The sequence below is a fragment of the Ruegeria sp. CDSB086 genome (genome assembly GCF_059611065.1).
In genome coordinates, this window is sequence record NZ_JBXWOV010000005.1 from 367,554 (window position 1) to 392,162 (window position 24,609).

21 protein-coding genes, 1 pseudogene and 1 riboswitch are annotated in these 24,609 nt (G+C 56.9%); of the genes and pseudogenes, 13 read left to right on the plus strand and 9 right to left on the minus strand.

Features of this window, described 5'->3' with window-relative positions; genetic code table 11:
* Positions 1-18 precede the first annotated feature (18 nt).
* The 3 genes and pseudogenes from AC2FIO_RS12820 to AC2FIO_RS12830 form a co-directional block, all read right to left on the minus strand.
* Entirely contained in the window at positions 19-396 is a 378-nt protein-coding gene (locus AC2FIO_RS12820; protein WP_496698077.1) for a nuclear transport factor 2 family protein, read from the minus strand.
* Between the two features lie 54 nt (positions 397-450).
* A pseudogene (ribB, locus tag AC2FIO_RS12825) lies at positions 451-1,092 on the minus strand (3,4-dihydroxy-2-butanone-4-phosphate synthase); the annotation flags it as partial.
* Positions 1,093-1,102: 10 nt separating this feature from the next.
* Positions 1,103-2,236: an LLM class flavin-dependent oxidoreductase gene (locus AC2FIO_RS12830; RefSeq protein ID WP_282169632.1), complete on the minus strand. Its 1,134-nt coding sequence runs from the start codon at positions 2,234-2,236 to the stop codon at positions 1,103-1,105.
* A gap of 179 nt (positions 2,237-2,415) precedes the next feature.
* Here AC2FIO_RS12830 and AC2FIO_RS12835 point away from each other — a divergent pair, with 179 nt between their 5' ends.
* The 5 genes from AC2FIO_RS12835 to AC2FIO_RS12855 all read left to right on the plus strand — a co-directional run bounded on the left by AC2FIO_RS12835 (position 2,416) and on the right by AC2FIO_RS12855 (position 9,195).
* A complete protein-coding gene (locus tag AC2FIO_RS12835; RefSeq protein ID WP_496698080.1) occupies positions 2,416-3,387 on the plus strand; it encodes a TetR/AcrR family transcriptional regulator in 972 nt (323 codons plus the stop codon).
* Between the two features lie 261 nt (positions 3,388-3,648).
* A complete protein-coding gene (locus AC2FIO_RS12840; RefSeq protein ID WP_496698082.1) occupies positions 3,649-5,745 on the plus strand; it encodes a hydantoinase/oxoprolinase family protein in 2,097 nt (698 codons plus the stop codon).
* Complete coding sequence (locus AC2FIO_RS12845) at positions 5,745-7,397, plus strand: hydantoinase B/oxoprolinase family protein (protein ID WP_496698084.1); 1,653 nt, start codon at positions 5,745-5,747, stop codon at positions 7,395-7,397. The genes AC2FIO_RS12840 and AC2FIO_RS12845 overlap by 1 nt, the downstream gene beginning before the upstream one ends.
* A complete protein-coding gene (locus tag AC2FIO_RS12850) occupies positions 7,394-8,461 on the plus strand; it encodes a pyridoxal phosphate-dependent aminotransferase (RefSeq protein ID WP_496698085.1) in 1,068 nt (355 codons plus the stop codon). Before AC2FIO_RS12845 ends, AC2FIO_RS12850 begins: the two co-directional genes overlap by 4 nt.
* On the plus strand, positions 8,458-9,195 hold the full coding sequence (locus AC2FIO_RS12855; protein WP_496698087.1) for a maleate cis-trans isomerase family protein: 738 nt from the start codon (positions 8,458-8,460) through the stop codon (positions 9,193-9,195). Before AC2FIO_RS12850 ends, AC2FIO_RS12855 begins: the two co-directional genes overlap by 4 nt.
* A 65-nt stretch (positions 9,196-9,260) precedes the next feature.
* Here AC2FIO_RS12855 and AC2FIO_RS12860 read toward each other — a convergent pair whose 3' ends face one another.
* Genes AC2FIO_RS12860 through AC2FIO_RS12870 form a run of 3 tightly spaced genes read right to left on the minus strand, consistent with a single transcriptional unit; the run spans position 9,261 to position 11,325 of the window.
* Positions 9,261-10,058: an iron chelate uptake ABC transporter family permease subunit gene (locus AC2FIO_RS12860; protein WP_058272042.1), complete on the minus strand. Its 798-nt coding sequence runs from the start codon at positions 10,056-10,058 to the stop codon at positions 9,261-9,263.
* Positions 10,058-10,810, minus strand: coding sequence for a metal ABC transporter ATP-binding protein (locus AC2FIO_RS12865; RefSeq protein ID WP_282169639.1), 753 nt, complete (start codon positions 10,808-10,810; stop codon positions 10,058-10,060). The genes AC2FIO_RS12860 and AC2FIO_RS12865 overlap by 1 nt, the downstream gene beginning before the upstream one ends.
* 2 nt (positions 10,811-10,812) lie before the next feature.
* Complete coding sequence (locus AC2FIO_RS12870; RefSeq protein WP_108859557.1) at positions 10,813-11,325, minus strand: Fur family transcriptional regulator; 513 nt, start codon at positions 11,323-11,325, stop codon at positions 10,813-10,815.
* A gap of 56 nt (positions 11,326-11,381) precedes the next feature.
* On the opposite strand from AC2FIO_RS12870, the gene AC2FIO_RS12875 reads away from it, so the two are divergent.
* Complete coding sequence (locus AC2FIO_RS12875; protein WP_496698090.1) at positions 11,382-12,434, plus strand: zinc ABC transporter substrate-binding protein; 1,053 nt, start codon at positions 11,382-11,384, stop codon at positions 12,432-12,434.
* Positions 12,435-12,671: 237 nt separating this feature from the next.
* Here AC2FIO_RS12875 and AC2FIO_RS12880 read toward each other — a convergent pair whose 3' ends face one another.
* Complete coding sequence (locus tag AC2FIO_RS12880; RefSeq protein ID WP_108859555.1) at positions 12,672-13,457, minus strand: HalD/BesD family halogenase; 786 nt, start codon at positions 13,455-13,457, stop codon at positions 12,672-12,674.
* 475 nt (positions 13,458-13,932) lie between these two features.
* Here AC2FIO_RS12880 and AC2FIO_RS12885 point away from each other — a divergent pair, with 475 nt between their 5' ends.
* The 7 genes from AC2FIO_RS12885 to AC2FIO_RS12915 all read left to right on the plus strand — a co-directional run bounded on the left by AC2FIO_RS12885 (position 13,933) and on the right by AC2FIO_RS12915 (position 22,288).
* Positions 13,933-14,697 carry an enoyl-CoA hydratase gene (locus AC2FIO_RS12885; RefSeq protein WP_496698092.1) on the plus strand — a complete coding sequence of 255 codons (765 nt, stop codon included), beginning with the start codon at positions 13,933-13,935 and terminating at the stop codon, positions 14,695-14,697.
* Between the two features lie 318 nt (positions 14,698-15,015).
* Entirely contained in the window at positions 15,016-15,504 is a 489-nt protein-coding gene (locus tag AC2FIO_RS12890; RefSeq protein ID WP_496698094.1) for a CBS domain-containing protein, read from the plus strand.
* 24 nt (positions 15,505-15,528) lie between these two features.
* Positions 15,529-16,893, plus strand: coding sequence for an ArsB/NhaD family transporter (locus AC2FIO_RS12895; protein ID WP_113788495.1), 1,365 nt, complete (start codon positions 15,529-15,531; stop codon positions 16,891-16,893).
* A 138-nt stretch (positions 16,894-17,031) separates the two neighbouring features.
* A riboswitch (TPP riboswitch) is annotated at positions 17,032-17,137 on the plus strand.
* Positions 17,138-17,170: 33 nt separating this feature from the next.
* Positions 17,171-18,151: a thiamine ABC transporter substrate binding subunit gene (thiB, locus tag AC2FIO_RS12900; RefSeq protein ID WP_282119270.1), complete on the plus strand. Its 981-nt coding sequence runs from the start codon at positions 17,171-17,173 to the stop codon at positions 18,149-18,151.
* Positions 18,127-19,674: a thiamine/thiamine pyrophosphate ABC transporter permease ThiP gene (locus AC2FIO_RS12905; protein ID WP_496698096.1), complete on the plus strand. Its 1,548-nt coding sequence runs from the start codon at positions 18,127-18,129 to the stop codon at positions 19,672-19,674. Before thiB ends, AC2FIO_RS12905 begins: the two co-directional genes overlap by 25 nt.
* A complete protein-coding gene (locus AC2FIO_RS12910; RefSeq protein WP_496698098.1) occupies positions 19,661-20,353 on the plus strand; it encodes a thiamine ABC transporter ATP-binding protein in 693 nt (230 codons plus the stop codon). The genes AC2FIO_RS12905 and AC2FIO_RS12910 overlap by 14 nt, the downstream gene beginning before the upstream one ends.
* 66 nt (positions 20,354-20,419) lie before the next feature.
* Positions 20,420-22,288 carry an adenylate/guanylate cyclase domain-containing protein gene (locus AC2FIO_RS12915; protein WP_496698100.1) on the plus strand — a complete coding sequence of 623 codons (1,869 nt, stop codon included), beginning with the start codon at positions 20,420-20,422 and terminating at the stop codon, positions 22,286-22,288.
* A gap of 31 nt (positions 22,289-22,319) precedes the next feature.
* Here the strand turns inward: AC2FIO_RS12915 and AC2FIO_RS12920 are convergent, their stop codons facing one another.
* Together AC2FIO_RS12920 and AC2FIO_RS12925 are read right to left on the minus strand one after the other, a co-directional pair.
* Entirely contained in the window at positions 22,320-23,285 is a 966-nt protein-coding gene (locus AC2FIO_RS12920; protein WP_282169647.1) for a GlxA family transcriptional regulator, read from the minus strand.
* 250 nt (positions 23,286-23,535) lie between these two features.
* Positions 23,536-24,513 carry an HpcH/HpaI aldolase/citrate lyase family protein gene (locus AC2FIO_RS12925; protein ID WP_282119228.1) on the minus strand — a complete coding sequence of 326 codons (978 nt, stop codon included), beginning with the start codon at positions 24,511-24,513 and terminating at the stop codon, positions 23,536-23,538.
* Positions 24,514-24,609 lie beyond the last annotated feature (96 nt).

Below are 24,609 nucleotides of genomic sequence, written 5' to 3' on the forward strand. Positions count from 1 at the left end.
TCGATCAGATAAAGGGGATCAGTCTTGGTTGCGCTGGACGTAATAGACCTTGGCCGCAATCTTCCAGCCCTCGCCTGTGCGGACCAGCGACAGGTAGTCGATGAAGTATCGGGGTTGCACGGCGCAGTCGATCTTGACAAAGGCTGTATTCGGCCCTGATTGATCGATCGAGATTGTGTGCCCGTAGACAGGATAGCCTTTGGATTTCGGGCTTTCGCGACCGCCGATGACCTCTTTGTATTTCTCCAGCGTCATGTGGATATAGCTGCCATCCTCGTTGGCGCAGCAAAGATCACATTCAGGCAGAAACATCTGGTCGGTCTTGCTGATGTCTCCGTCATGCAGGTTTTCGATATACGCCTGCATCAGGGTTTCGATCTCGGCAAATGCGGTCATAGGATATCCTCGGTCATGAGTGTCTTGAAACGCAGGTGGTATTGGCTGTCAGGCGGCCTTGTTGGAAAGCAGGTCCTGGCGAAACCGTTTGAGGTCTTCGATCGTGCCGACCTTAAGGCCGTGCCGGGCCCCAAATTCCAGCAGATCCGGCAGGCGCGCCATTTCACCATCATCATTCATGATTTCGCAGATCACGCCGGAATCCCCCCGCCCGGACAGGCGGGCCAGATCAACAGCGGCTTCGGTGTGACCTTCGCGTTCCAGCACGCCGTGCGGTTTCGCCACCAATGGGAACAGATGCCCGGGCGAAACCAGATCTGCCGAAGAGCCGCTGTCGGAAGCCAAAAGTGCGACGGTCCGCGCCCGGTCGCTGGCGGAAATGCCGGTGGTCGCGCCTTCTTTTGCGTCCACTGAAATGGTGAACGCCGTATGATGTGGATCCGTGTTCAACGCTGTCATGGGACCAAGGCTGAACTGCTCGGCCCGCTCGGGCGGAATGGCCATGCAGATCAAGCCCCGACCAAAGCGTGCCATGAAATTCACCGCGGCCGCATCCGCGCAGGCCGCTGGGATCACCAGATCGCCCTCGTTCTCGCGGTTTTCATCGTCGACAAGAATTACCATACGGCCTTGTTCGCAATCCGTAATGATCTCTTCGATGGGTGACAGCTGATAAACTTCATGCAGATCGAACACGGTCTTCCCGTTATCCGTTCAGAGGCTTGATGACGCCTTCGGCAAATTCGATCAGAGCTTCCTGCTCGATCTCGTCGCCAAAGTAGTTCACGTGGTGCCAGACAAAGAATTCGTCGATCTGATAGCGCTCGGCCAGTTCACCGACCTGGTCCAGAACCTGTTGACGCGAGCCGTCCCAGACGCGGCCCAATGGGACGTGATAGGGCGGCGCGTCGTAGGCCGAGAACCACAGGTTGTCGAACATTTCGCGGTACTGTTTGGTTTTGGCCGGTGTCTTGCCCATCATCAGATGCGCACCCAGAGCCAGAACGTCGTTGTTGGTGGTTTGAGGCAGCCCGTTTTCATGCGCGGCCTTCAGGCAGTTCTCAAGAATCACCGGCATGAATTCTTCTTTGTCGGCGGTCACGAAGGACACCATCTTGGCCCCTTCCGACGCCCAGAACTTGGCAGTTTCCATCGAATACGAGAACGGCGCATATACTTTTGGGTGCGGCTTTTGCAGCGGCCGGGGAACGATGCCCGATTTGCGCAGGATCTTGTTGCTATCAACCGGGCTGTCACCGCCCCAGAGTTTGGTCGGATTGAACTCCCACTCGACATTCGACGGGAAGCTCCAGAACTCGCCCTGATGTTCGGTCAGGTCATCGGTCCACAGCGATTTGATCAGACGCCAGTTTTCGTACAGCGCGCGACGGTTACGCTGGTCGGCCTCGGACTTGTCGGATTCAGCCGAGGTGATGTCCAGGTGCTGCCCCATGGTCGCTGTCCAGCGCGGCGTGTTCCCGCGCGAGAACCCTGCGAAGACGCGGCCGCCGGTCATGTGGTCCAGCATGGCGATGTCTTCGGCAGTCTTGATCGGGTTCATCGCGGTCAGGTTCATCCCCAACTGACCAACTTTGAAGTTCTTGGTGTGCTGGGCGATGTACATGTTCCAGAACAGCGGGTTCGTGGTGCATTCAACGCCTTCGACCTGCATGTGGTGCTCAGTCAGGCAGAAGCCGTCATAACCAAGCTCCTCAGCAAGGACCATCTGATCACGCATCGTGTGCATCATCTTGTTGAACCGCGCAGGGTCACGTCCAGCAAGCTGAGTGTCCTCGCCATGCTGGCGTGCGAATGGAATGGCGAGAATCTTGAACTTCATGCAGGCGTCCCCTGGCGTGTAATTGAACGTTCACTAACCCTCCCATACGGCCGGCAATTTCGTCAAGCCCCGAATTGTTTTTCCCTACGTCGCAACGACACTGCGACGATTTCCAACTGGACAACACATAGGGATTTCAACATGTTGCCCTCAGGTAGGGTCCTATGGAGGCAAGCCACGTGTTTTTGTATTCCGCTGCGCAAGTTGATGAATTTATTAATAAATCGCAGCTAGATGGCGTGTGCGTTGCGCTGGCGATTGATGCTGCGCGCGAGGAACTCAGACGCCTCGGCGACACTTTGCATCCAACACTGGTCAACACCTCGGCCACGAATCTGGCAACCCCGGGACAGGGGCAAATCGAGGCCCAGGCCATGCGCATGTCGCCTGAAGATTCGCTGCTGACCTCATACCGTGTCTCGATCGTTCAGGCCGGGCACAATCCCGGTGAAGCCGCCACGCTGATGGAAGTGACCTGCACGTTCTCAGTCGAAGCGCAACTGGCGGAAACGCCAAAATCCACTCAGGCAGAAAAGCCGCCCCGCGCCCTGTCCGACACCGCCGAGGAACGGCGGCGACAGATCTTTGAAGGCGCGTGCAAGGTGATAGCCAAGCATGGGTTCGGCAATGCTTCGATGCGCGAGATTGCCAAAACATCCGGGCTGTCGGTTCCGCTGATGTACAAGTACATCAAGGACAAGGATGACATACTTCACCTGATCACCACGATGTGCATGCAGGACATCATCGACTTTTTCGATACCGGAGAACTGTTCACCGGCCCCGCCGATCAAAACCTTGAAAAAGCGGTTGACCGGTACATCGACTACATTGGTGAAAACCGCCGCTACATCAATCTGGTCTATTCGGAAACACGGTCCATGTCTGCCGAGAACCGCGCGCGTGTATTTGATATGGAGCGTGAATTCATGGGCCGCTGGAAAGGCATTCTGGATAAAGGGGTCGAGCAGAAAGTGTTCCGCCCCATGAACACAGAACTTATGGCCAATTATCTGTATTTCCTTTGTAATGTCTGGTCACTCCGGCATTGGAGCATCGGAAAGTTCCCGGAAAGTGAAATCCGGACCAGCCTGAAGGCGCTTATCATGGATGGCGTTTTGGTCAGGGCTGATCTCTCCAAAAAATCCTGAGCGACCATCGACCGCTCAGGACTGGTGATGCACCAACGCTTAGGCAATCAAGTCGCACATCTCTGTCGCTTCCGGGCAATTTGGTCGCAAACCAACTTGCGACACATCTTGGGCGTGTCAAACTGCGTATATGACACCGCTCTCTAGTCCAAACCCTCTGGATCGCCGCGCAACCGGTTGTGACCTCGTCGTAAGTGGATGATGGCAGGCGCTCTGCGCCCTTTGCCACCTGCCCAGACAACGGACAATTCGGACACCCTCATGACATCTCAGACCTTACGCCTGGCCATTGATATCGGCGGCACCTTTACCGATACGGTACTCGTCTCAGACGATGAGACCATATTGGCTTCGACCAAGACGCTCACGACGCACCAAAATCCTGCAGATGGCGCGATGGAAGGCGCAAAACGTGTCATGGCGGAATCGAGCCGGTCGTTGAATGAAGTGACAGGTTTCATCCACGGAACGACGTTGGCGACCAATGCATTGATCGAACGTCAAGGCGCTGTTGTGGCAACTGTGACGACCGAAGGGTTTCGCGACATTCTGGAAATCGCGAATGAGCGGCGATACGCGCAATATGACATCAACCTGGAAAAGCCGGACCTGCTGGTCCAACGCGAACGGGCGCTGACCATTCGCGAAAGAATGGCTGCCGATGGGAATGTGCTGATCCCGCTGGACGCCAGTTCGATTGACGCGCTGTTGGCCGAACTGGATGCCACCGGTGCGGAAGCGGTCGCTATCTGTTTGATGCATGCCTATGCCAACCCGTCGCACGAACGCAGGCTGCGCGACATTCTGGCGGAAAAACGCCCCAGCCTGACAGTTTCAATTTCCTCTGATGTAAGCCCAGAGGCGCGAGAGTTTGACCGGCTTTGCACTACGGTCGCCAATGCCTACATCCAACCGTTGATGGAAAGATACCTGGCGCGGTTTGCCACCCGGTTTCAGGCAGAAGGCGTGAAATGTCCGATCCTGATGATGACGGCCAGTGGCGGCATGTGCACCGTTCAAACCGCCTCACGCTTTCCGATCCGGCTGGTCGAAAGCGGCCCCGCGGGCGGAGCAATTTTGGCCGCACGGATCGCAGCGCGGGCCGGGATTGACGAGGTTCTATCTTTCGACATGGGCGGGACGACTGCGAAGCTCTGCCTGATTGACAATGCACGGCCGCAAACCTCGCGCCAATTCGAAATCGCGCGGGCCGCGCGGTTCATCAAGGGATCGGGCATGCCAGTACGTATCCCAGTGGTCGAAATGATCGAAATCGGCGCAGGCGGCGGCTCAATCGCCGGGGTTGACCGTCTGGGACGGTTGACCGTGGGTCCAAAATCGGCCGGGTCAGAACCCGGTCCGGCGGCCTTTGGGCGGGGCGGCACCGAGCCAACCGTGACTGACAGCGACATCACCCTGGGCTATATCGTGCCGGACACATTTGCCGAAGGGTTTATCAAGATTGACCCCGCAGCGTCTGAAGCTGCGCTGAACCGGGTCATCGCCGCGCGTCTGAACACGAACGCCACAGCGGCGGCGGACGGCGTCAGTCGCATCGTCGATGAAAGCATGGCCAGCGCGGGTCGGATGCATGCGGTGGAATCAGGCAAGGACCTTGGTTCCCGTACGATGATCGCCTTTGGCGGTAATGGCCCCCTGCACGCAAGCCGTGTGGCCCGATCCGCCGGGGTCCGTCGCATCGTGATCCCGCCCGATCCGGGCGTCGGATCCGCAGTCGGGTTTCTGTTTGCTCCGGTCAGTTTTGAGATCGTCAGATCAAGTTATTCTCTACTTGAATCCCTGGATCTGGAGCGGGTCAACGCCCTGTTTTCCGACATGATCAACGGGGCAAGCCGTGTGGTTGCCCAAGGCGCAGGTGATGCACCCACCGAAACGCAACGCACGGCCTTCATGCGCTACAATGGTCAGGGCCACGAGATCGAGATTGCTCTGCCCGATCGCAATTTAACTTTCGAAGACATAGAGCCGCTGACTGATGCGTTCGAGGCGGAATACGGTAAACAATTCTCGCGTCCCGTGCCGGGAATGCAAATCGAGATCCTGAACTGGGCTGTCCGCGTCGCAACCCCAGATGCGGATGTTCCAGATTTGCCGGAAACACCGTCTCTGACAACGATCACACCAGCCCAGACCCGCCCCATCTCCTGCGATGTAGATGGTCAGATAAAGCAGGCTGGTTTTGTGTCACGCGACAGCCTGAGCCCGGGCGACCGGGTTTGCGGCCCTGCGCTGATCACGGAACCGCAGACGACGACTTTGGTCTCATCAGACTTCTCGGCGTATTTAGATGCCATTGGAAACCTCATCCTTATCCAAGATCAGAAAGGAGGTGTATGATGACTGCCGATCAGTCCCCCGCCCGCCTGCAAGTCATGTGGAACCGCTTGCTTGCGGTGGTCGAAGAACAAGGCCAAACCCTGATCCGCGCCGCATTCTCACCCATTGTGCGCGAATGCGGCGACATCTCTGCCGGGATTTTTGACGCCGGGGGTCGGATGCTGGCACAGGCAGTTACCGGAACGCCCGGACACATCAACACGATGGCCGAAGCCGTGATGCATCTGCGCGGTCATTTCCCGGTTCAGAACATGAGGCCCGGTGATATCTACATGACCAATGATCCTTGGCTGGCTTCGGGACACCTCAACGACTTTTTGCTGATGATGCCCGCATTCAAAAACGGCAAAGTCGTCGGCTTTACTTCATGCACTTCGCATCTTGTGGATCTGGGCGGCCTTGGAATGGGCCCCGAAGGGTCAGATATCTATGATGAGGGCCTGCTGATCCCACCCTGCAAACTGGTCGAACAAGGCGTCCCGAACGCCTTGCTTTTGGACATTGTCCGCGCCAACAGCCGCGAGCCTATTGCTAATGAGGGCGACATATATGCACTGGTCGCTTGCTGCGAAGCGGGCGTGAACCGCCTGCTCGATATGATGGATGAGTTCGGAATCGACGATCTGGATCAACTGGGCAGCTACATCATCGACACCTCGCGCCGCGGCACGCTTGAAGCCATCGCTGAAGTGCCCGCAGGCACCTATAGAAACCTTCTGAGGATGGACGGTTATGAAAAAGAACTGGAACTGCACGCGACCTTGACGGTCAGCAAAACGGGCATGCATGTGGATTTCACGGGAACGTCGGGTTGTTCGGGCAAGGGTATCAATGTGCCGCTGAACTATGCGACCGCCTATACAGTCTTCGCCCTGCGCTGCATCGTCGGGTCTGACATCCCCAACAACGCCGGATCGTTGGAGCCGTTTACAGTGGACGGCCCAAAAGGCTGCATCCTCAATGCACAACGCCCCGCCCCGGTGGCAATGCGGCACACGCTAGGACAGGTAACACCAGATCTGGTGCTTGGATGCCTGCATCAGGCCCTGCCAGATCAGGTCCCCGCCGAGGGCGCGTCCTGCATGTTCGATCTGCCGATGCGGCACGCACCCGAAGTGGCGCGTGATGGAGGTCGGGAATTCGCGGTTGAACCTGTGCATAATGGCGGCACCGGCGCTCGGCCACACGCGGATGGCTTGTCTGCCACAGCCTACCCTTCGGGCGTGTTCGGATCTCAGGTCGAGATCACGGAAAGCGTGGCCCCGGTCACAATCTGGAAACGCGAACTACGCCAGGATTCAGGAGGTGCAGGCAAGTATCGCGGCGGTCTCGGCCAACGGATCGAGATGACCTCGGCCAATGGCGCACCCTTCCTCGTTTTCCTGTCGGTTGAGCGCCTCAAATTCCCCGCCCTCGGACGCATGGGTGGAAAACCCGGCGCACCCGGTCGTATTCGTTTCCGCGATGGCGAAAATGATATCCCGGGCAAAGGAGAACTGCGCGTTGAAGCTGACGACTACCTGGTCTTTGAAACCCCCGGGGGCGGTGGTTTTGGCGATCCGGCCGAGCGGGACCCGCAGGCAATCTCCCTAGACCTCAAGCGCGGGCTGATCAGCGCAAAAGGCGCAAAATCCTTTGGGGGCACATCATGATCCGCCCGGTTCCCCACATAAGTGCAATGGCGGCCTATGCGCTGGCCGACCTTGGCGGCGAAAACACTATCTCGTTGGCCCAGAACGAAAGCGCCTTTCCCGCAAGTCCCGCAGCCATCAAGGCGGGTCGTGACGCACTGGCCGATCTGCAATTGTATCCTGATCCGGAATGGTTGGAACTGCGCACAGCAATTGCAGATGTGCATGGACTCGATCCGGCACGGGTGCTGTGCGGAGCAGGCTCGATGGAGCTGATCGGCTGTTTGATCCGCGCCTATGCCGGGCGCGGTGATCGGGTCCTTGGCACGGATTACGGATATGCGTTTGTCGCCTCAGCAGCCGCTCAGGTTCAGGCCGATTACGTCAAGGCGCGTGAAGTGGATCTGACCGTATCCGTCGACGATATCATCGCTGTGGTCACACCTGAAACGCGGATCGTCTTTGTCTGCAACCCTGGCAACCCGACCGGCACCCTGATCCCCAATTCCGAAATCCTTCGTCTGCGCGATGAACTGCCCACCGATGTTCTACTGGTCGTCGATCAGGCTTATGCTGAGTTTTCCGATCACATAGATGATCCGGCCGACATATTCGCGCTGAGCGATCGAGGGGACACCGTGATCATGCGCACCTTTTCCAAGGCCTATGGCCTGGCAGGCGCGCGTGTAGGATGGGGATACTTCCCGCCCGAGATTGCGGCTGAACTGCGCAAATTGCTTAATCCAAACAATATTTCCATCGCTTCACAGGCGGCGGCAACTGCAGCGATCCGCGATCAGGCGCATATGCAAAATGTGGTTGCCCGCACGACTGAAATCCGTGAACGATTTGCCGCGGAATGTCGTGCGTTGGGCCTAATCGTTCCTCAAAGCCACACAAACTTTGTGCTATTGCGCTTTGCCTCAACGCTGGATGCGCAACGGGCAGACGCGGCGCTGCGGGCGGACGACCTACTAATGCGCGGCATGGGAGGATACGGCTTAACCGACTGCCTGCGCGCCACAATCTGCGAGACGCCGATCATGGATCGGTGCCTGACCGCCCTGAAGGGAGCATTGAAGTGACCGAAACACGAACCGCAGCCAAAATCGGTGTTCTGGTACCTTTCACCAACACCAACCTCGAACCGGATATGGAGTTGTTGAGGCCGCCCAACACTACAGTCCATTTTCAACGTATGGGCGGGTATGACGTGGATGAAATCCCCGGCTCGGATCAGATGGCGGGGTTGGGTGCATCGGATATCACTCACGACCTGCGGATGATCTCGGGCATACGCCCCGATGTGGTATTGTATGGCTGCACCTCGGCGACGCTGACCCACGGACCGTCTTTTGATGCAGAGCTGGCCCAGCAGATCAAGGCGGGCTCGGGTGCAGTTTCGCTGACCGCTGCAGGGGCGTTGATCGCTGGGATCAAAGCAGTCAGCGCAACAAAGGTCGGTTTTTCATCGCCCTATTTGGGCGAGATCAATGAACAGGCGATGGACTTCATGCTCCGCAATGGCATTAAGACTGTCAAATGTGTCGATGTCGGCCGCGAACTTGGCAACTATGGGCAAGGTGAACTGACCCCGGGTGAGGTGTTCGACCTGGCGTGCAGAGCTGATCACCCGGACGCGCAGGCGATCGTCCTAAGCTGCACAGACATGCGCTCGGTCGAGGCGATTGAACGGATTGAGGCCGCGCTGAACAAACCCGTCATTACCTCCAATCAAGCGATGGTCTATGGATTGCTGAAAGCGCTGAATCTACCGCGTCACGAAACGTTACCTGGGCGTCTGTTCCACACTCTTTGATCAACAGCGTAGTCAAGTGGCACTTCTACGCCCCTCTTACATAAGCTGCCGTTCTTAGGCGACTGTCAGGAGTTGGTATGACGCTGCCAACCAAGCAGGCTGAAACAGGCAAACAAAATGGCGGCAACACAGACAATCGAGGGCCCGGCCGGCGTGTCGAAGACATAAGCAGCCCGCAACCCTGCCACAGCCGACGTCGCCCCGATTGCCGCTGCAATCAGGGCCATCGTTTCCGGTGACCGCGCCAGATTACGCGCCGCAGCGGCTGGTATGATGAGCATCGCCGCTATCAACAGAACACCCACAACTTTGATGGCGACTGCCACCGTGATGGCCAATGCAAGCGTCAATATCAGTTGTTCGCGCTTGGGATCGAACCCGCTGGCATAGGCCAGTTCCTCGTTCAACGTCGCCGTCAACAGCTGGGACCAACGCCAGGCAATCAAAATTACGACCAGTGCAGCGCCGCCCCAGATGACGGCCAGATCCGAACGGGAAACGGCCAGAATATCTCCAAACAGATAGGCCATCAAATCAATCCGGACACCGGAGAGGAATGAAACCGCCACAAGGCCAAAAGCCAGAGCGGAATGTGCCATGACACCCAGCAACGTATCCATTGCGTACCCACGACCTGCCAACAGCGTCACGGTCAGCGCCATCAACAAGGCGACGGCCAGCGCACCTGTAAAAACCGACATCTGAAACGTTAGCGACAAGGCCACGCCGAGAATGGCTGCGTGCGCTGTGGCATCGCCGAAATAGGCCATACGGCGCCACACCACAAAACACCCCAACGGCGCCGCAGCAAAGGCCACGCCTACACCGGCCAGCGTGGCTCGGGTCATGAAATCATCAAGCATTATTCTGCGGCTTCCTGTGAATCTGTTCCATGGTCATGATGATGATCGTGGTTGTGATCATGATCATGGCGGTAAAGGGCAAGCGCTCCACCTGTTCCGGTTCCGAACAACGCGCGGTATTCGGGGGCCGAGGCCACAACCGCAGGTGAGCCCTCGCAACAGACATGGCCGTTCAGGCAGATCACCCGGTCCGAGGCGCTCATCACCACGTGGAGCTCGTGGCTTATCATGATGATAGCGCACCCTGTTTCCTGACGCACGTCTTCGATCTGGCGATAAAACGCAGCCGAACCAGGCTGGTCCAACCCTTGCGTGGCCTCATCCAGCAACAGGATTTCGGGTCGGTTGATCAAGGCCCGCGCCAGCAGCACGCGCTGGAATTGTCCGCCCGAAAGCTGTGACATCTGGCGCTTGAGCAGATCGGGCACACCGGCCGTTTCCAGCGCAGTCGCGCAATCCTTCTTTGACGCGCGATGGGTCAGCCGCATAAACCGTTCGACGGTGATCGGCAGGGTCGGATCGATATGCAGCTTTTGCGGGACGTAGCCAATTCTCAGCCCCAGCTTTCGCTTTACCTGCCCGGCAGACGGTTTGATTGCACCGATTATGGCGCGCAGCAGGCTTGTCTTACCCGATCCGTTAGGGCCGACGATGGTCACAATTTCACCAGGTTCGACACCCATGTTGATGTGCCGTAACACGGTATTGGCCCCATAGCTAACGCTGAGGTCTTCTACGGTAATCAGGTTCATTTCTACGCCTTTTCGGTGCAGTCGGGGCAAACGCCTTCGGCTTCTACAACGGTCCGCTCGATCTCGAAACCCACTGCCCGCGCGGCTGCGCCCAGCTCTCCCTTCGCGGGTGTTGAATGTGTTTCGGCCACAGCATCACATTTCCTGCAAATCATGAAGGCCGGAGAATGCGTTGCCCCGGGATGTGCGCAGGCGACAAATGCGTTCAACCGTTCGATTTTGTGGACAAACCCGTTCTCGACAAGAAAATCGAGGGCGCGGTAAGCCACTGGTGGCTGCGATCCGAAGCCTTCGTCGCGCAATCGATCAAGAATTGTATAAGCACCCAAGGCCCGATGTTCCTGCAGCAGCATCTCCAAAACCTTGCGCCGCACGGGAGTCAGCCGCAGACCTTCTTCTTTGCACCGGGTCTCGGCAACGGTCAGGCTACTTTCGACGCAGTGCGCGTGGTCGTGCTTTTGGAATCCGACAAGGGCGGAGTCTTCAGCAGGTGCAGGTCTCATCTCACTTGTCATGTTATTCCATATCATATATGCCACTCGCAACGTTATAAAATCACATAGAGGGTTTGATGTCCAGAAAGCTTCTTCCTGTTTCGGTCACGGCTGCGTTGATGGGGGGCACAGCGATGGCCGATGTCCCAAATGTTGCCGTTGATATTGCTCCGGTGCACTCATTGGTGGCGCGCGTGATGGAAGGTGTTGGCGCACCGAACCTGATCGTACAAGTCGGCGCGTCCCCGCATGAATACAACCTCCGCCCTTCCGAGGCGGCTGCCCTGCAGAATGCGGATTTGGTATTCTGGATGGGCGAGGACCTGACCCCATGGATGGAAGGCGCAGTCGAGAACCTGACCAACGGAGCGACAGTCACCCCCCTGCTCGAAACGGATGGCACCGTCCTACTGGATTTCCGCGAGAACGCGCTGTTTGAAGCGCATGATCATGGCGATGAAGATCACGCTGAAGAGGAGGACCATGACGATCATGGTCACGAGGATCATGCCGACGACAAAGACCATGACGATCATGACCACGAAGAGCATGCCGCGGATGAAGACCACGATCACGAGGATCATGCTGAACACGACGACCACCATGACCACGCGCATGGCGATCATGATCCGCATGCCTGGCTTTCGCCCAAAAACGCCGACACCTGGCTGAACGTGATTGCCGCGCAGCTTTCCGCAGCGGACCCGGAAAATGCGGGTGCATATTTCGCAAACGCGGCGGCTGCCCGCGAAGAGATGGCATCCCTTTCTGCTGAAGTGAGTGCCACTCTGGAACCTGTACGCGGCAGTAACTTCATCGTTTTCCACGATGCTTATCATTATTTCGAGAACGCCTTCGACTTCCCCGCGTCGGGTGCGATTTCGCTTAGTGACGCGTCAGATCCAAGCCCGGCGCGGATTTCTGAGATTCAGGGGCGCATTCGCGAAGAAGGGATCAATTGTGTTCTGTCAGAGCCGCAATTCAACCCAGGCATCGTCGCCACTGTCTTGGTCGGAACCGAAGCGAATACCGGTGTGATAGATCCACTAGGTTCTGATCTTGAACCCGGGGCTAAGCTGTACCCGCAAATGATCCGGAACATCGCAAAAACATTGGCGGAATGCCTATGACCTGACAGGGCAGCCCGTTTTGGCATGGAAATCCAGAGCGGGCTGAACATCGCCGGGGGCACAAAGGTTTCTCGGAAACTTGGTTTTTTCGTTTCGGTGCTCGCGGCATTCGCCCGTTTGGAAACTCAGCCAGATTTCTTCTAGAGTTCCCAACAGAACGACGCAGTCAGAGGCCGTAGCGGTGTCGGGATCAACGATCCGGACACTAGTTACGGGTCAGGCATGCGCAATCCCGGCTCACGACGCGCGCCCGTAAAACCCGATGCGTTCTTCGTGTGTGAACTGAACGTTTGGCCGATCATAAAAGGAAAACACGGCAATCATACGGTCGCGGTCGCCTTGAACAGGCGAGACGCGGTGCGCCGTGTTTTTGCCTTTGAAGATGTTCAAAGTCCCCGGCTGCAGTTTCATGAGCGTGGGCTTGCGCCGGCCTTCCAGCAATTCAGCCACCCCATCGTAATTCGGGTTGTCATCACTACGCAGGTCTTTTTCGTACTCAAATTCACCCCCCGCAGACGGCGCTTGCAACAGCAGCGTTGTGGTGAATTCGGACCTGTCGAAATGCCAGTTCAGGGCCTGCCCGGCTGAGTAAGCCATGACGTTCACGCGGGCCAGCGGATCATCCATCACAAAAAGCTTTGGCTTTTTCATGACCGCAGCCAGAAACTGCGCAAATGGCGGCCAATCGTAGAGGCGGATCACAATGGCCTGCCCCAACTGATCGGCACAAATCGTTCTGTTAGACGTCTCAAATTGGGTCAGGGCCGGATGGTCGCTGCCGAGGCCCTCGATAGACGTCCTGAAATAGATGTTGTGCCGCCGCGCGTGGACAAAAGCCTCTTCGGCAAAAACCGGTTGCAGCTCAGACACCGCCGATTCCAGCGCACTGTCGCGAACAAAGCCAGGCAGGTTAAATAGTCCATTCTCAGAAAGATCGGCTTTGCAGCGTTCGATCAGGCTGTGCCAGGCCGTGCTGCCCGGCTGGTCCAGTGGATACAAATCCAAGTTTAAGACATCACGCATCTTCGACCCTCCCTTCCTGTTATCCTGAGCAGGGCTTGAAACAGGGTTTTATAAATGGATAGCCTTTTTGGAGAGCATAAGAAATTCAAAAACTCTGACCGAAAACGGATTGCCCGGCGGAAAGCGCCTATTCCTGAGGGCGCTTGTTCAGTAGAAATGGCGGCGATGGATTTAAAGTCGGAGACCCTCATAAGGATGAGCATGTCGCCGATCCCTTTGCGGCAGGGTTACCGGATAGCTTACGCAAAAAGACGTAGATCTCCACCAGATGTAAAAAAATTCGTAACTGCGCTGCAAAGTTAAGGCACCACTGAATTCAGCAGTGGGGATCAATCTGGCACACTCACCCGGCGACGTGAGGTAACCGCCCTGATTTGTTGACGCAGGCTATTTGCCCGCATACGAACTTGCCCACATGCAGGAAACCCACAGCCGACGCGGCACAAATTCCGCCGGACATCCAAGGAATAACGCCATGAGCGAACATATCATCGTCAGCACTCAGGATCGCGTCACCACAGTCACGATTTCTCGCACAGACAAGAAAAACGCGATCACTTTTGCCATGTATTCCGCGATAGCTGAAGCCATCGAAGAATACGGTCAAACCGATCAAGCCCGGGCGCTGGTCATCACTGGTGAAGGCGATATGTTCACGGCCGGGAATGACCTGCAGGACTTTATGACAGGCGGTCTTCCGGCGGGTGACGCTGAAAATCCGATTATTCGGTTCCTGAATGCGATCCGGGATTGTCCGAAACCCCTGATCGCCGCAGTCAACGGTTCTGCAATTGGTGTTGGCCTGACCATGCTGCTGCACTGCGATCTGGTCTATTCCGCGAACAGCGCTACATTCAGCGCTCCATTTGTCCAACTGGGTCTGGTGCCCGAGGCCGGTTCTTCGATGTTGCTGCCTGCGTCTCTCGGTATGGCTGTCGCCAATGACGTCTTGCTGGCCGGGCGGGTTCTGACGGCATCCGAGGCCCTGAACCACGGGTTGGTCGCGCGCGTCTTTGCCGACGGTGAGTTGATGAACGAAGTCCAGGAGATCGCAAAAGCCATTGCAGCCTCATCCCCGGTAGCGCTCAAACAGTCAAAGGCCCTGATCCGCAATCAGCGTGACGAAGTGGCCGGACACATGGCCGCGGAAATCAAGATTTTTGCCGCGCAGCTACAATCCCCGGATTTCGCCGAAAGCGTTGCGGCCAAACTGCAAAAACGCGCACCGAATTACAGCTGACCCGCGCTTGAGCTATTACGGCTTTCCACGCTTCGAAGGCAGCCCCAGTTATTTCGGAAACGGAAACTGAGGCACAAAACGCCACTGACGCAAGCCCAAGCTGAATCCAACCTTCCATTATTGGCCTACATGGCGAATAACGGAAGGATATCGACTTAATTTCATTACCGGGCTGGTCAATTCCGCCCGGCAATGGAATCAGTGCGCATCAACAAATTTTGATTCGCCCTGACACGCTTTAACAAGCCGAAATAGGGCGTGCCCTGTGGCTGTTGGATGGCGTTTCACCCGATAGCCGCGTGAAGTCAGAGGAAAAGCATGGGCCTAACCTGCTATGACGTGATGGTACCGCCTGAGGTACAAAAGACCATTCTGCCGGATGAAAGCATCGCCACGGCCTTCAACATCATCAGGGGCAGCCGGGCACGATTTCTGCCTGTCGTGGCTGAAGACGGGACTTATGTTGGCGTCTTTACCGCCCCGACGCTGCTGAAACTGATTCTGCCGAAGGCGGCGACAATCGGTCTGAATGATGATGCGTCGCGCGTCGCGATCGACTCGCTCAGCTTCATGAACCTGACGCGGGATGATTTCGAACAACAGATGGAGAGGCTGAAGACCGAAAAGGTTCGCGACAACATGTCGAGGCCTTCGAACATTCCCGTTGCTGCACCCGACACGCCAGTGATGGAAGGTATCTTCCTGATCTACAAATACAAACGGCACGTGATTCTTGTTGAGCCCGAAACCAACCGTTTCGTTGGCACCGTAAGCGCTAACTCGCTTTTGGATCGCGCACTCAGCTAACCCTATACAAACCGGACTAAAACCTTGGCTACGCATTCGACGTCACACGGAGAGGCCGCTCTCTCTGTTCCACAACTATTGGGCATTGATCCGCTTTGGATCGCGACCGGAATTCTGATTTTGGTTTATGCGGTCCTGATCACAGAAAAGGTCAACCGCGCCATTTTGACGATGCTAGGCGCGTCCCTGATGGTCCTGTTTGGCATCATCAATCAGGAACAGGCCGTGGCGGGTGTGGACGCCAACACTCTGGCACTGCTTATCGGCATGATGGTCATCGTGGGGATCACCAGCAAATGCGGATTGTTCCAATACGTAGCGATCAAGGCCGCAAAAGCGGTGAAAGCCAATCCAACCGGCATCCTCATCATGCTGACGCTGATTACGGCGGTGTTCTCGGCCCTGCTGGACAACGTAACGACCGTTTTGCTGATCGCCCCGATTACGCTGCTGATCACTGAAGCCCTGGAAACGCGTGTGTTCCCGTTCTTTGTCGCCGAGATCCTGGCCTCGAATGTGGGGGGAACAGCGACGCTGATCGGTGACCCGCCCAACATCATCATTGGCTCGGCCGCAGGGCTGAGCTTCAACGATTTCGTGGTGAACCTGGCGCCTATCTCGGCCATATGTCTGGTTGTCCTGACCGGCATTATTTACCTTATGAACCGCAAGGAACTGGCCCGCATTCCGAAATCGGCCAGCGATCGGATTATGGGTTTCAACGAATCCGAAGCGGTCACTGATGTTGTCTTGATGATCAAGTCTCTGGCCGTTTTGGCTCTGGTTTTGCTGGGGTTCACGCTGGGACACAGCTACGGCATTCAGCCGGGTACGTCAGCGTTAGCCGGTGCAGGCCTGTTGATGCTGCTGGCCTATGGCCACCAAAGCGGTGAAGAACAGTCGGAGTCGGTTCACCACATCTTTGGTGAAGTTGAATGGGTCACAATCTTTTTCTTCGGTGGGCTGTTCGTCATTGTTGCCGGTGTCGAACATGTTGGACTGCTGGCATTCTTCGGTGAGAAAGTGCTGGAGCTGACCCAAGGCGACATGATGTGGACCGCGTTCTTCATCTTCTGGGCCTCTGGCATCCTGTCGGCCATTCTGGACAACATCCCGTTTGTGGCAACGATGATCCCTCTGATCGAATCCACCGCGGATACATTTGGCGGCGAAGACGCGATTGAGCCCCTGTGGTGGTCGCTGGCGCTTGGCGCCTGTCTGGGCGGCAACGGTACACTGTTGGGGGCAAGCGCCAACCTTACGGTGGCTGCTTTTGCGGAAAAGGCCAAGCAGCCCATCGGCTTCATCGCCTTCGCCAAAATTGCATTCCCGATCATGATCCTGACCTTGATGATCGCAAACGTTTATATTTGGCTGCGTTACTTCTGACCCTATGGCCCTTTGAACCAAACGTATTACAGGTTCAAAGGGCGTCTGGCTCCGGACAGGCTTACTTGCCCACATACGACACGCGCCGCGCCGAGGCGCCGAATTTGGTTGTCTTTCTGGCCAATCCCCCCTAGTGACGGCCTCACCTCGGGGAGCACGGCATGCCGCGCTGAGATGCTTATCAAGCGAACCCGTAGAACCTGAACCGGCTAGAACCGGCGGAGGGAAGGGTTTCGGTTTCATCCATCCTTACCCTCTCGCCGCAATGGAGGATGACATGAAACATCTGCTAATTGCTGCGGGACTTCTGAGTGCAACTACGGCCATCGCCGCCGACAAGCCTCAGCTGACCGTTTACACTTATGACAGCTTTGTATCCGACTGGGGCCCCGGCCCGCAGGTCAAAGAAGCCTTTGAGGCAACCTGCGACTGCGAGCTGAACCTCGTGGGCGTCGAAGATGGTGCCGCACTTTTGTCGCGTGTCCGGCTTGAGGGTGAAAACTCTGACGCCGACGTCGTGCTTGGTCTGGATACCAACCTGATTGCAGCGGCCCGGGAAACCGGCCTGTTTGCGCCCAATTCCGTTTCTGCCGACTTCGCGCTGCCGATCGAATGGACCGATGACACGTTCACACCGTATGACTGGGGCTACTTCGCCTTCGTTCACAAAGCGGATGCGACCGCGCCTGCGAACTTCCGGGAGCTGGCGGACAGCGACACCAAAATCATCATCCAGGACCCTCGCTCGTCCACGCCCGGTCTGGGTCTGCTGATGTGGGTTAAAGCGGCGTATGGTGATGATGCACCCGAAATCTGGACTGGTCTTTCCGACAATATCGTGACGGTCACAAAAGGCTGGTCCGAAGCGTACGGCCTGTTCCTTGAGGGCGAGTCGGACATGGTTCTCAGCTATACGACATCTCCGGCCTATCACCTGATTGCCGAGGACGATGGCAGCAAGGCTGCGTCCGCTTTTGACGAGGGCAACTATCTGCAAGTTGAGGTTGCGGCAAAGCTGGCCGCGACGGATCAGGCCGAATTGGCGGATCAGTTTTTGCAGTTCATGGTCTCGGATGCGTTCCAGCAAATTATACCGACAACCAACTGGATGTACCCGGCCGTAACCCCGGCAGAAGGTTTGCCTGCAGGGTTCGACACCCTGACAGTGCCGGCAAAGTCGCTGCTGTTCTCCCCCGATGAAGCCGCCGCCGTGCGGGATCAGGCCCTGGCAGAATGGCAGAACGCGCTCAGCCAGTAAGCCCATGGCCCGGTATCGGTGCGGCAGCTCTGGTCGCCGCGCTAATCCTGGGCACTCTTACGGCGGTTGCACTGCGTGCTGAAACCAGCGGCGGGTTCAGTCCCGCTGACTGGGCTGCGCTGCGCTTCACGCTGACCCAGGCCACGCTGTCCGCATTGTTCAGCGTGGTGTTGGCCGTGCCGGTTGCGCGGGCTTTGGCACGTCGGAGGTTCCCCGGCCGACGGGCTTTAATTGCGCTTTTGGGTGCGCCCTTCATCCTGCCGGTCATCGTTGCCATTCTGGGTCTGCTGCAAGTCTTTGGCCGGTCGGGATGGATCTCGGACTTCCTTGGCATTTTCGGCCTGCCGCCCATACGCATCTACGGCTTGCATGGGGTCGTACTGGCGCATGTTTTCTTCAACCTACCCCTGGCCACACGCCTTGTGTTGCAAGCCTGGCAGGAAATTCCGGCAGAACGGTTTCGCCTGGCCGCACAACTGGGCTGCAATGGTATGGCCATGTTTCGACTGATCGAGATGCCCATGCTCAAACGGACCCTGCCCGGGGTTCTGGCGGTAATCTTCGCCATCTGCCTGACCAGCTTCGCCGTCGCCCTGACCTTGGGCGGAGGGCCACGGGCTACAACAATCGAACTGGCAATCTATCAGGCTTTTACCTACGATTTCGACTTGGGTCGCGCCGCCCTGTTATCCGCCCTGCAACTTGCCCTGACAGCTGCGACCGCTTTGGTGGCGCTGAAGTTTTCGCGCGGGGACGGTTTTGGAACAGGTCTCGATCGCGCCTTGCGCCGCTGGGATGGGGGTGCGCCGACGATAGATGTATTCTGGATCGTCGCAGCGGCCGTCTTTTTGCTACTGCCTTTAGCATCGGTCGTAATTTCGGGAGTTGCCGGGTTGTTTGACTTGCCCGCAATCGTTTTTCGGGCTGCGCTGATCTCGGTCCTTGTTGCTGCGGCAAGTACTGCAGTCCTACTATTGCTAGCTTTGCCTATGGCCACCGCCGTCGCGAGCGGCCGGTACGGGCTTGTGGAACTCAGTGGCATTTTGGGTTTGGCGGCATCACCATTGGTCATCGGTACGGGCCTGTTCATCTTAATCCGGCCTTTGGCAAACCCGACGACATTGGCTCTGCCTGTCACTGCTTTGGTAAATGCTGCGATGGCCCTGCCCTTTGCTTTACGCATTCTGGTCCCCGCCGCGCGCGACATAACCGCCAGGCACGGACGTCTCGCGCTTTCATTGGATATGACAAAATGGACGTTTTTCACGCGCATCTTGCTACCGCGCATGCGTCCGCAGATTGGGTTCGCCGCTGGTCTTGGGGCGGCTCTGTCAATGGGTGATCTGGGTGTGATCGCTCTGTTCGCCGATCCGCAGATCGCGACCCTGCCCTTGCAAATCTACCGCTTGATGGGTGCCTATCAGATGCAGGCTGCTGCCGGCGGGGCATTACTGCTGTTGCTGCTGTCCATGGGCGCATTCTGGCTATTGGACCGAGGAGGGCGCTGGCATGCTGAAGCTTGACGACTGCGTGATTGAAAACGGGAATTTCACCCTAAACGCCGATATCCAGATCGAGGTTGGCAACAGCATTGCCATTGTCGGCCCGTCCGGGGCGGGCAAGTCCACATTGTTGGAGACTATCGCTGGATTTCGGGATCTGAAAAAGGGTCAGATCTTTTGGGGTGGTCAGCAGATTTCCAACTTGCATCCCGGCAAGCGCCCTATGGCGATGCTGTTTCAAGACGGAAACCTGTTTCCGCATCTGACGGCTGAACAAAACATCGCCCTGGGCCTGCGCCCAAACGGTCGGTTGTCCGCAGACGAGGGTGCACAGGTTCAGTCCGCTCTGGGCCGGGTTTCTTTGCATGGTATGGGCGCGCGCAAACCCTCGGAACTGTCCGGAGGACAGCAAAGCCGGGTTGCCCTGGCCCGCGTACTTGTGCAGCGGCGCGAACTGTTGCTTTTGGACGAACCGTTTGCCGCCCTTGGGCCAGCCTTGAAAGCCGAAATGCTGGATTTGGTGGCCGATCTGGTGGCCGAAACCCAAACGACCCTGTTGATGGTCAGCCACGATCCGCAGGATGCACGCCGTATTGCCGACCAAACCGTACTTGTTACAGACGAAACGGTGCATGCCCCCGTTCAGACAACGGAACTCTTTGACAACCCGCCGCCAAGCCTGCGTGCGTATCTTGGCTAGCGGCGATCCCGTCTCAGACGTCAACGAGACGTTGTAACGGGTCGCCAAGCTAAATATCGTTCAAAGATGGTCAACGAAGACAAGCATACGCAGCACACTGGCGTGATCGACAAAAGCGCCCGGGCGCAAAGCAACCGCCAGACAAGGTTAAAAATCCGGATTTCTACTCTGCTGGCGCTGACCATTGGCGGACTGGTGGCAATATCGGCTGGCGCAGTTCTGTTGGTTTCGACTTATGCCAATTTTCAGAACACGACGGAACTGTTGAATACGTCTGCCGCGATGATCGTCGAATCCATCGAAGACGATATCTTTAGCCTGACGACACCGATCGAGGAACTGGCGCAATCCCTACAAGAAGACGCAAGCACGGGTGAAGTCGATCTGCACGACACCGATTTTCTGAAAGCCTACTTCAAAGGCGTGGTGGCTTCGGTCCCATATCTGACAGATCTTGCCATCGTGTATCCTGACGGCAGTCTGTTCATTTCAACACATATCACGGATGTTGAGGGGCCACGTTTAATAACGTCATACGAGCCTCCGGCTGCAGGCACGCTTCAGTATCTTAAAGATGTTAAAGGCTATGATGGTTTGGTCTGGAACGAACCCTTCTTTGACCAGGGCCGGACACATATCTCAGCGACTGTACCTGCCTATAAAGACGGTATTTTTCTCGGGGCCGTGCTCGTTTCTTCTACCGTTCACCATTTCTCGGGCCTGGTCGACGAGTTAAGCGGGAAATACGGGGCAACCGGTTTTGTTCTGTACGGTGACAACCGCGTTCTGGCCCATCCCAAATTGCTGAACCTGTCTGCAAACACGTTAAGTTCAAACGCCCCCTTGCATTCGGTCGCAGCACTTGATGACGCGGTCATCTCACAAATGCTGATGCAGCCACCCGAGTTTCAGGGCAACGATGGAACATTTGTCGGATATGTGGTCGAGGCGCTGGACGGAGAACACCTGGTTTTGACAAGCATCGTCAGCGGCTTCGGATCTGAGCCGTGGGTGATCGGGCAGTATTCTCCACTGAGCGATTGGAGCAACCAATGGTCCCGGCTGAGTGATGCCGCCCTGGTCAGTCTTGGTTTACTGATCGCTTCGGTCATTGCGGCGCTTGTGTTGGCCAGACGATTGGCGGCACCCATTCACAGGTCGACCGAAGAAGCCATCAAAATCAGCGAGCTGAATCTGAACCAAATCGACCACCTGCCCCCCTCTCGGGTCTCTGAACTGAACCTTCAGGCTGTGGCCTTCAACAAGATGCTCGACGGGCTGCGCTGGTTTCAAACTTATTTGCCCCGAACCCTTGTACGGCAAATGCTAAAGACCGGAGACCCTAACCTTGTGTTGCCGCGCGAAGTCGAACTGACCGTCATGTTTGCCGACATCGTGGGGTTCACACCCGCATCCGAGGCCATGACGCCACAAGCCACGGCAGCAATGCTGAACCGGCATTTCGAGATCCTGAACCGCTGTATAGAAGCCGAGGGCGGAACGCTCGACAAATACATCGGCGACGCCGCGATGGCGTTCTGGGGCGCGCCCCAGGACCAGACGGACCATGCCGAACGCGCCTGCCGGGCTGCAATGGCAATCAAGCGATCTCTGGCTGAGGCTGGCGTCGAGTACGGCGTCAAAATCGCGGTGCACACCGGGCCGCTGATTGTCGGCAATATCGGGGCCGTCGACAGGATGAATTACACGGTGATCGGCGACACGGTGAACACCTGCGCCCGGATCGAGACCCTTGTAGGCGAGCTGCCAAGTGACGAGCAAACCAGAATTTTGATCAGCGATGCCACAGCGCGCCTGATCAGCCCGGCTTTTCATCTGATCGACTGCGGCGAATTCACGGTCAAAGGACGTTCAAGGAAAGTGAATGTCTACCGCCTTTGCGATGCAGATAAGACCCTTCGCCCCTCAGCATAACCTGCCAGGAATTCCAGTGGCCGTATAATGGTCACTCCGTGCGCCGCAGTTGTTTTGGTGTTTTGCCGTATTCGGCCTTGAATGTCTGGGCAAGCGTAGAGGTTGACGCAAAACCGCAGGCTATGGCGATGTCAATAATCGGCATTTGCGAGTTCGAGACCAGAGTAAACGCTTTTTTCAACCTGATCTTTCTATAAAATTTTCCGGGCGACGTGCTCAGGTGCAGCATGAACTGACGCTCTAACTGCCGGGTAGATACGCCCACGCGGCGGGCAAGGCTGGCCGTTGGCAACGGGTGTTCGGTGTTTTCTTCCATGATGCGGATCGCGTTTTGCAGCCGCTTTTCCAGGAAATTCGGGTTCGCGCTCAGACCTTTGGGTTGCTCTTGCGCGTGGCCCCGAACGTCGTTCAGCATCAATTGACAGGCCAGTTCAGCCCTATCTTGAGGCTCAAGAACCTCGGCCAGAATGCCGATGATCGCCTCGGCGGTATGACCGTGCCCGGCGCAAGTCAACACTGCTCCATTTCGGGCAACAAGACTCTCAGAAAGCATGGGATAATCCCCTATCTCACGCAGCAAACCAATGTCGCGCCAATGTGCCGTGACCGGCCCGGATTGTTGCACTGTCGCCTTGATGTATTCGCGTGCCGCGTCCGAAAACAAGGCAACTGGTCGTTTGTGTTTTTGCATTGCCCGGACGCGTCGCAGCCATGTGCTGACATCTCCCAACTGACCGCCCACAACACACAGGCAATCGCTCAGATACTGGTCAGAGATGGCAGGCGTTGCCCGCACAATCAGGTCTGAACTGCTGGACACCAGACCGGGCGTGTCCGACGAAATCTGCCACCGAAAAAGATCGCGGTTGAGAACATCATTTGCCGTCTGCAAAACTGCAATGATGGATGACAGCTCAAGATACGCAAACTCGGCCTGCACGAAGATCTCGAATGTTATTCGCTGTTCAGTCTTTGATCTGTCTGTAGGTGCTAACATTCGATGAGTTCTTGTTGTTCTTTGCCAGCACGTTAGCCCTTTTTTGCAAGAGCCGGTCAGTCTTTGGGGCAGCTGTAAATCAACTGGCGAGGGCTTAGTTTGAACCGATCATCAGATTGAAAGCAAGGTGCAAGTCCGCGCGCAAATCCAAGGTGCCGGTCGCGGCGATAATATGTAGACCACGAGACGTTAAGACCCAATCGCGGGGCCCAAAAGACCCCGCGCCAAGGAATGCTTGTAATACAGATGCTTATGCCGCAGCGATTTGACTAGCCTTTTCGACCAGTACTTCGGCCTGACGGATCGAGGCATAGTCGATCAGGCGACCATCCAGAGACACAGCGCCTTTGCCAGCCGATTCAGCCTCGGACATGGCTACGAGTATGCGCTGTGCTTTGGTGACTTCGGCATCTGATGGCGACATGACCTCATTGGCCAGGACAATCTGGCTGGGGTGGATAGCCCATTTTCCTTCACATCCCAGTACGGCCGCGCGTTTCGCTGCCGCGCGATACCCGTCTGGATCCTGAAAGTCACCGAAGGGCCCGTCGATCGGGCGCAGGCCGTTGGCTCGGGCGGCGACAACCATGCGGGCTAGCGCATAGTGCCACATATCGCCCCAATGCGTCATGCGTCCGCCATCTGCATCCGCATCGGTCAGAACGGAATAGTCGGGGTTTACACCGCCGATGATTGTGGTCCGGGCACGGGTCGATGCCGCATAGTCGGCGACCCCGAAATGCAGGCTTTCGTTGCGTTTGGATGCGGCCGCAATCTCGCTGACGTTCTGCATGCCAAGCGCGGTTTCGATGATGTGTTCGAATCCGATCCGTTTCTTGTAACCTTTGGCGTCCTCGATCTGCGTCACCAGCATGTCGACTGCATATACGTCAGCTGCGGTTCCAACCTTGGGGACCATGATCAGGTCCAGGCGATCACCGGCCTGTTCGACCACATCCACCACATCGCGGTACATGTAGTGCGTGTCCAGCCCGTTGATCCGCACCGACATGGTCTTGTTGCCCCAGTCGATATCGTTCAGCGCTTCGATGATGTTCTTGCGCGCCTGTTCCTTTTCATCAGGCGCGACAGCGTCTTCCAGATCAAGGAAGATAACGTCCACATCCGATTTCGCTGCCTTTTCGAACATTCCGGGCTGGCTGCCCGGAACGGCCAGCTCGCTGCGGTTCAGGCGTGCGGGGGCTTGGTCGATGTTGTGAAAGCTCATGGTTTTGGGATCCTTCGTCTTACAGGTTTGGATAGATCGGGAATTTAGCGCAAAGCTCTGCAACCTCGGCTTTGACCTTGGCTTCAACCGCGCCAT

What these genes read in the sequence shown, in the direction of transcription:
- AC2FIO_RS12865 (WP_282169639.1), bottom strand. Translation starts at nt 10,810, where the DNA reads ATGAACCTGATTACCGTAGAAGACCTCAGCGTTAGCTATGGGGCCAAT.
- AC2FIO_RS12920 (WP_282169647.1), bottom strand. Translation starts at nt 23,285, where the DNA reads ATGTTAGCACCTACAGACAGATCAAAGACTGAACAGCGAATAACATTC.
- AC2FIO_RS12845 (WP_496698084.1), top strand. Translation starts at nt 5,745, where the DNA reads ATGACTGCCGATCAGTCCCCCGCCCGCCTGCAAGTCATGTGGAACCGC.
- AC2FIO_RS12890 (WP_496698094.1), top strand. Translation starts at nt 15,016, where the DNA reads ATGGGCCTAACCTGCTATGACGTGATGGTACCGCCTGAGGTACAAAAG.
- AC2FIO_RS12925 (WP_282119228.1), bottom strand. Translation starts at nt 24,513, where the DNA reads ATGAGCTTTCACAACATCGACCAAGCCCCCGCACGCCTGAACCGCAGC.
- AC2FIO_RS12880 (WP_108859555.1), bottom strand. Translation starts at nt 13,457, where the DNA reads ATGCGTGATGTCTTAAACTTGGATTTGTATCCACTGGACCAGCCGGGC.
- AC2FIO_RS12905 (WP_496698096.1), top strand. Translation starts at nt 18,127, where the DNA reads ATGGCAGAACGCGCTCAGCCAGTAAGCCCATGGCCCGGTATCGGTGCG.
- AC2FIO_RS12915 (WP_496698100.1), top strand. Translation starts at nt 20,420, where the DNA reads ATGGTCAACGAAGACAAGCATACGCAGCACACTGGCGTGATCGACAAA.
- AC2FIO_RS12840 (WP_496698082.1), top strand. Translation starts at nt 3,649, where the DNA reads ATGACATCTCAGACCTTACGCCTGGCCATTGATATCGGCGGCACCTTT.
- AC2FIO_RS12850 (WP_496698085.1), top strand. Translation starts at nt 7,394, where the DNA reads ATGATCCGCCCGGTTCCCCACATAAGTGCAATGGCGGCCTATGCGCTG.
- AC2FIO_RS12870 (WP_108859557.1), bottom strand. Translation starts at nt 11,325, where the DNA reads ATGACAAGTGAGATGAGACCTGCACCTGCTGAAGACTCCGCCCTTGTC.
- thiB (WP_282119270.1), top strand. Translation starts at nt 17,171, where the DNA reads ATGAAACATCTGCTAATTGCTGCGGGACTTCTGAGTGCAACTACGGCC.
- AC2FIO_RS12885 (WP_496698092.1), top strand. Translation starts at nt 13,933, where the DNA reads ATGAGCGAACATATCATCGTCAGCACTCAGGATCGCGTCACCACAGTC.
- AC2FIO_RS12910 (WP_496698098.1), top strand. Translation starts at nt 19,661, where the DNA reads ATGCTGAAGCTTGACGACTGCGTGATTGAAAACGGGAATTTCACCCTA.
- AC2FIO_RS12830 (WP_282169632.1), bottom strand. Translation starts at nt 2,236, where the DNA reads ATGAAGTTCAAGATTCTCGCCATTCCATTCGCACGCCAGCATGGCGAG.
- AC2FIO_RS12860 (WP_058272042.1), bottom strand. Translation starts at nt 10,058, where the DNA reads ATGCTTGATGATTTCATGACCCGAGCCACGCTGGCCGGTGTAGGCGTG.
- AC2FIO_RS12875 (WP_496698090.1), top strand. Translation starts at nt 11,382, where the DNA reads ATGTCCAGAAAGCTTCTTCCTGTTTCGGTCACGGCTGCGTTGATGGGG.
- AC2FIO_RS12820 (WP_496698077.1), bottom strand. Translation starts at nt 396, where the DNA reads ATGACCGCATTTGCCGAGATCGAAACCCTGATGCAGGCGTATATCGAA.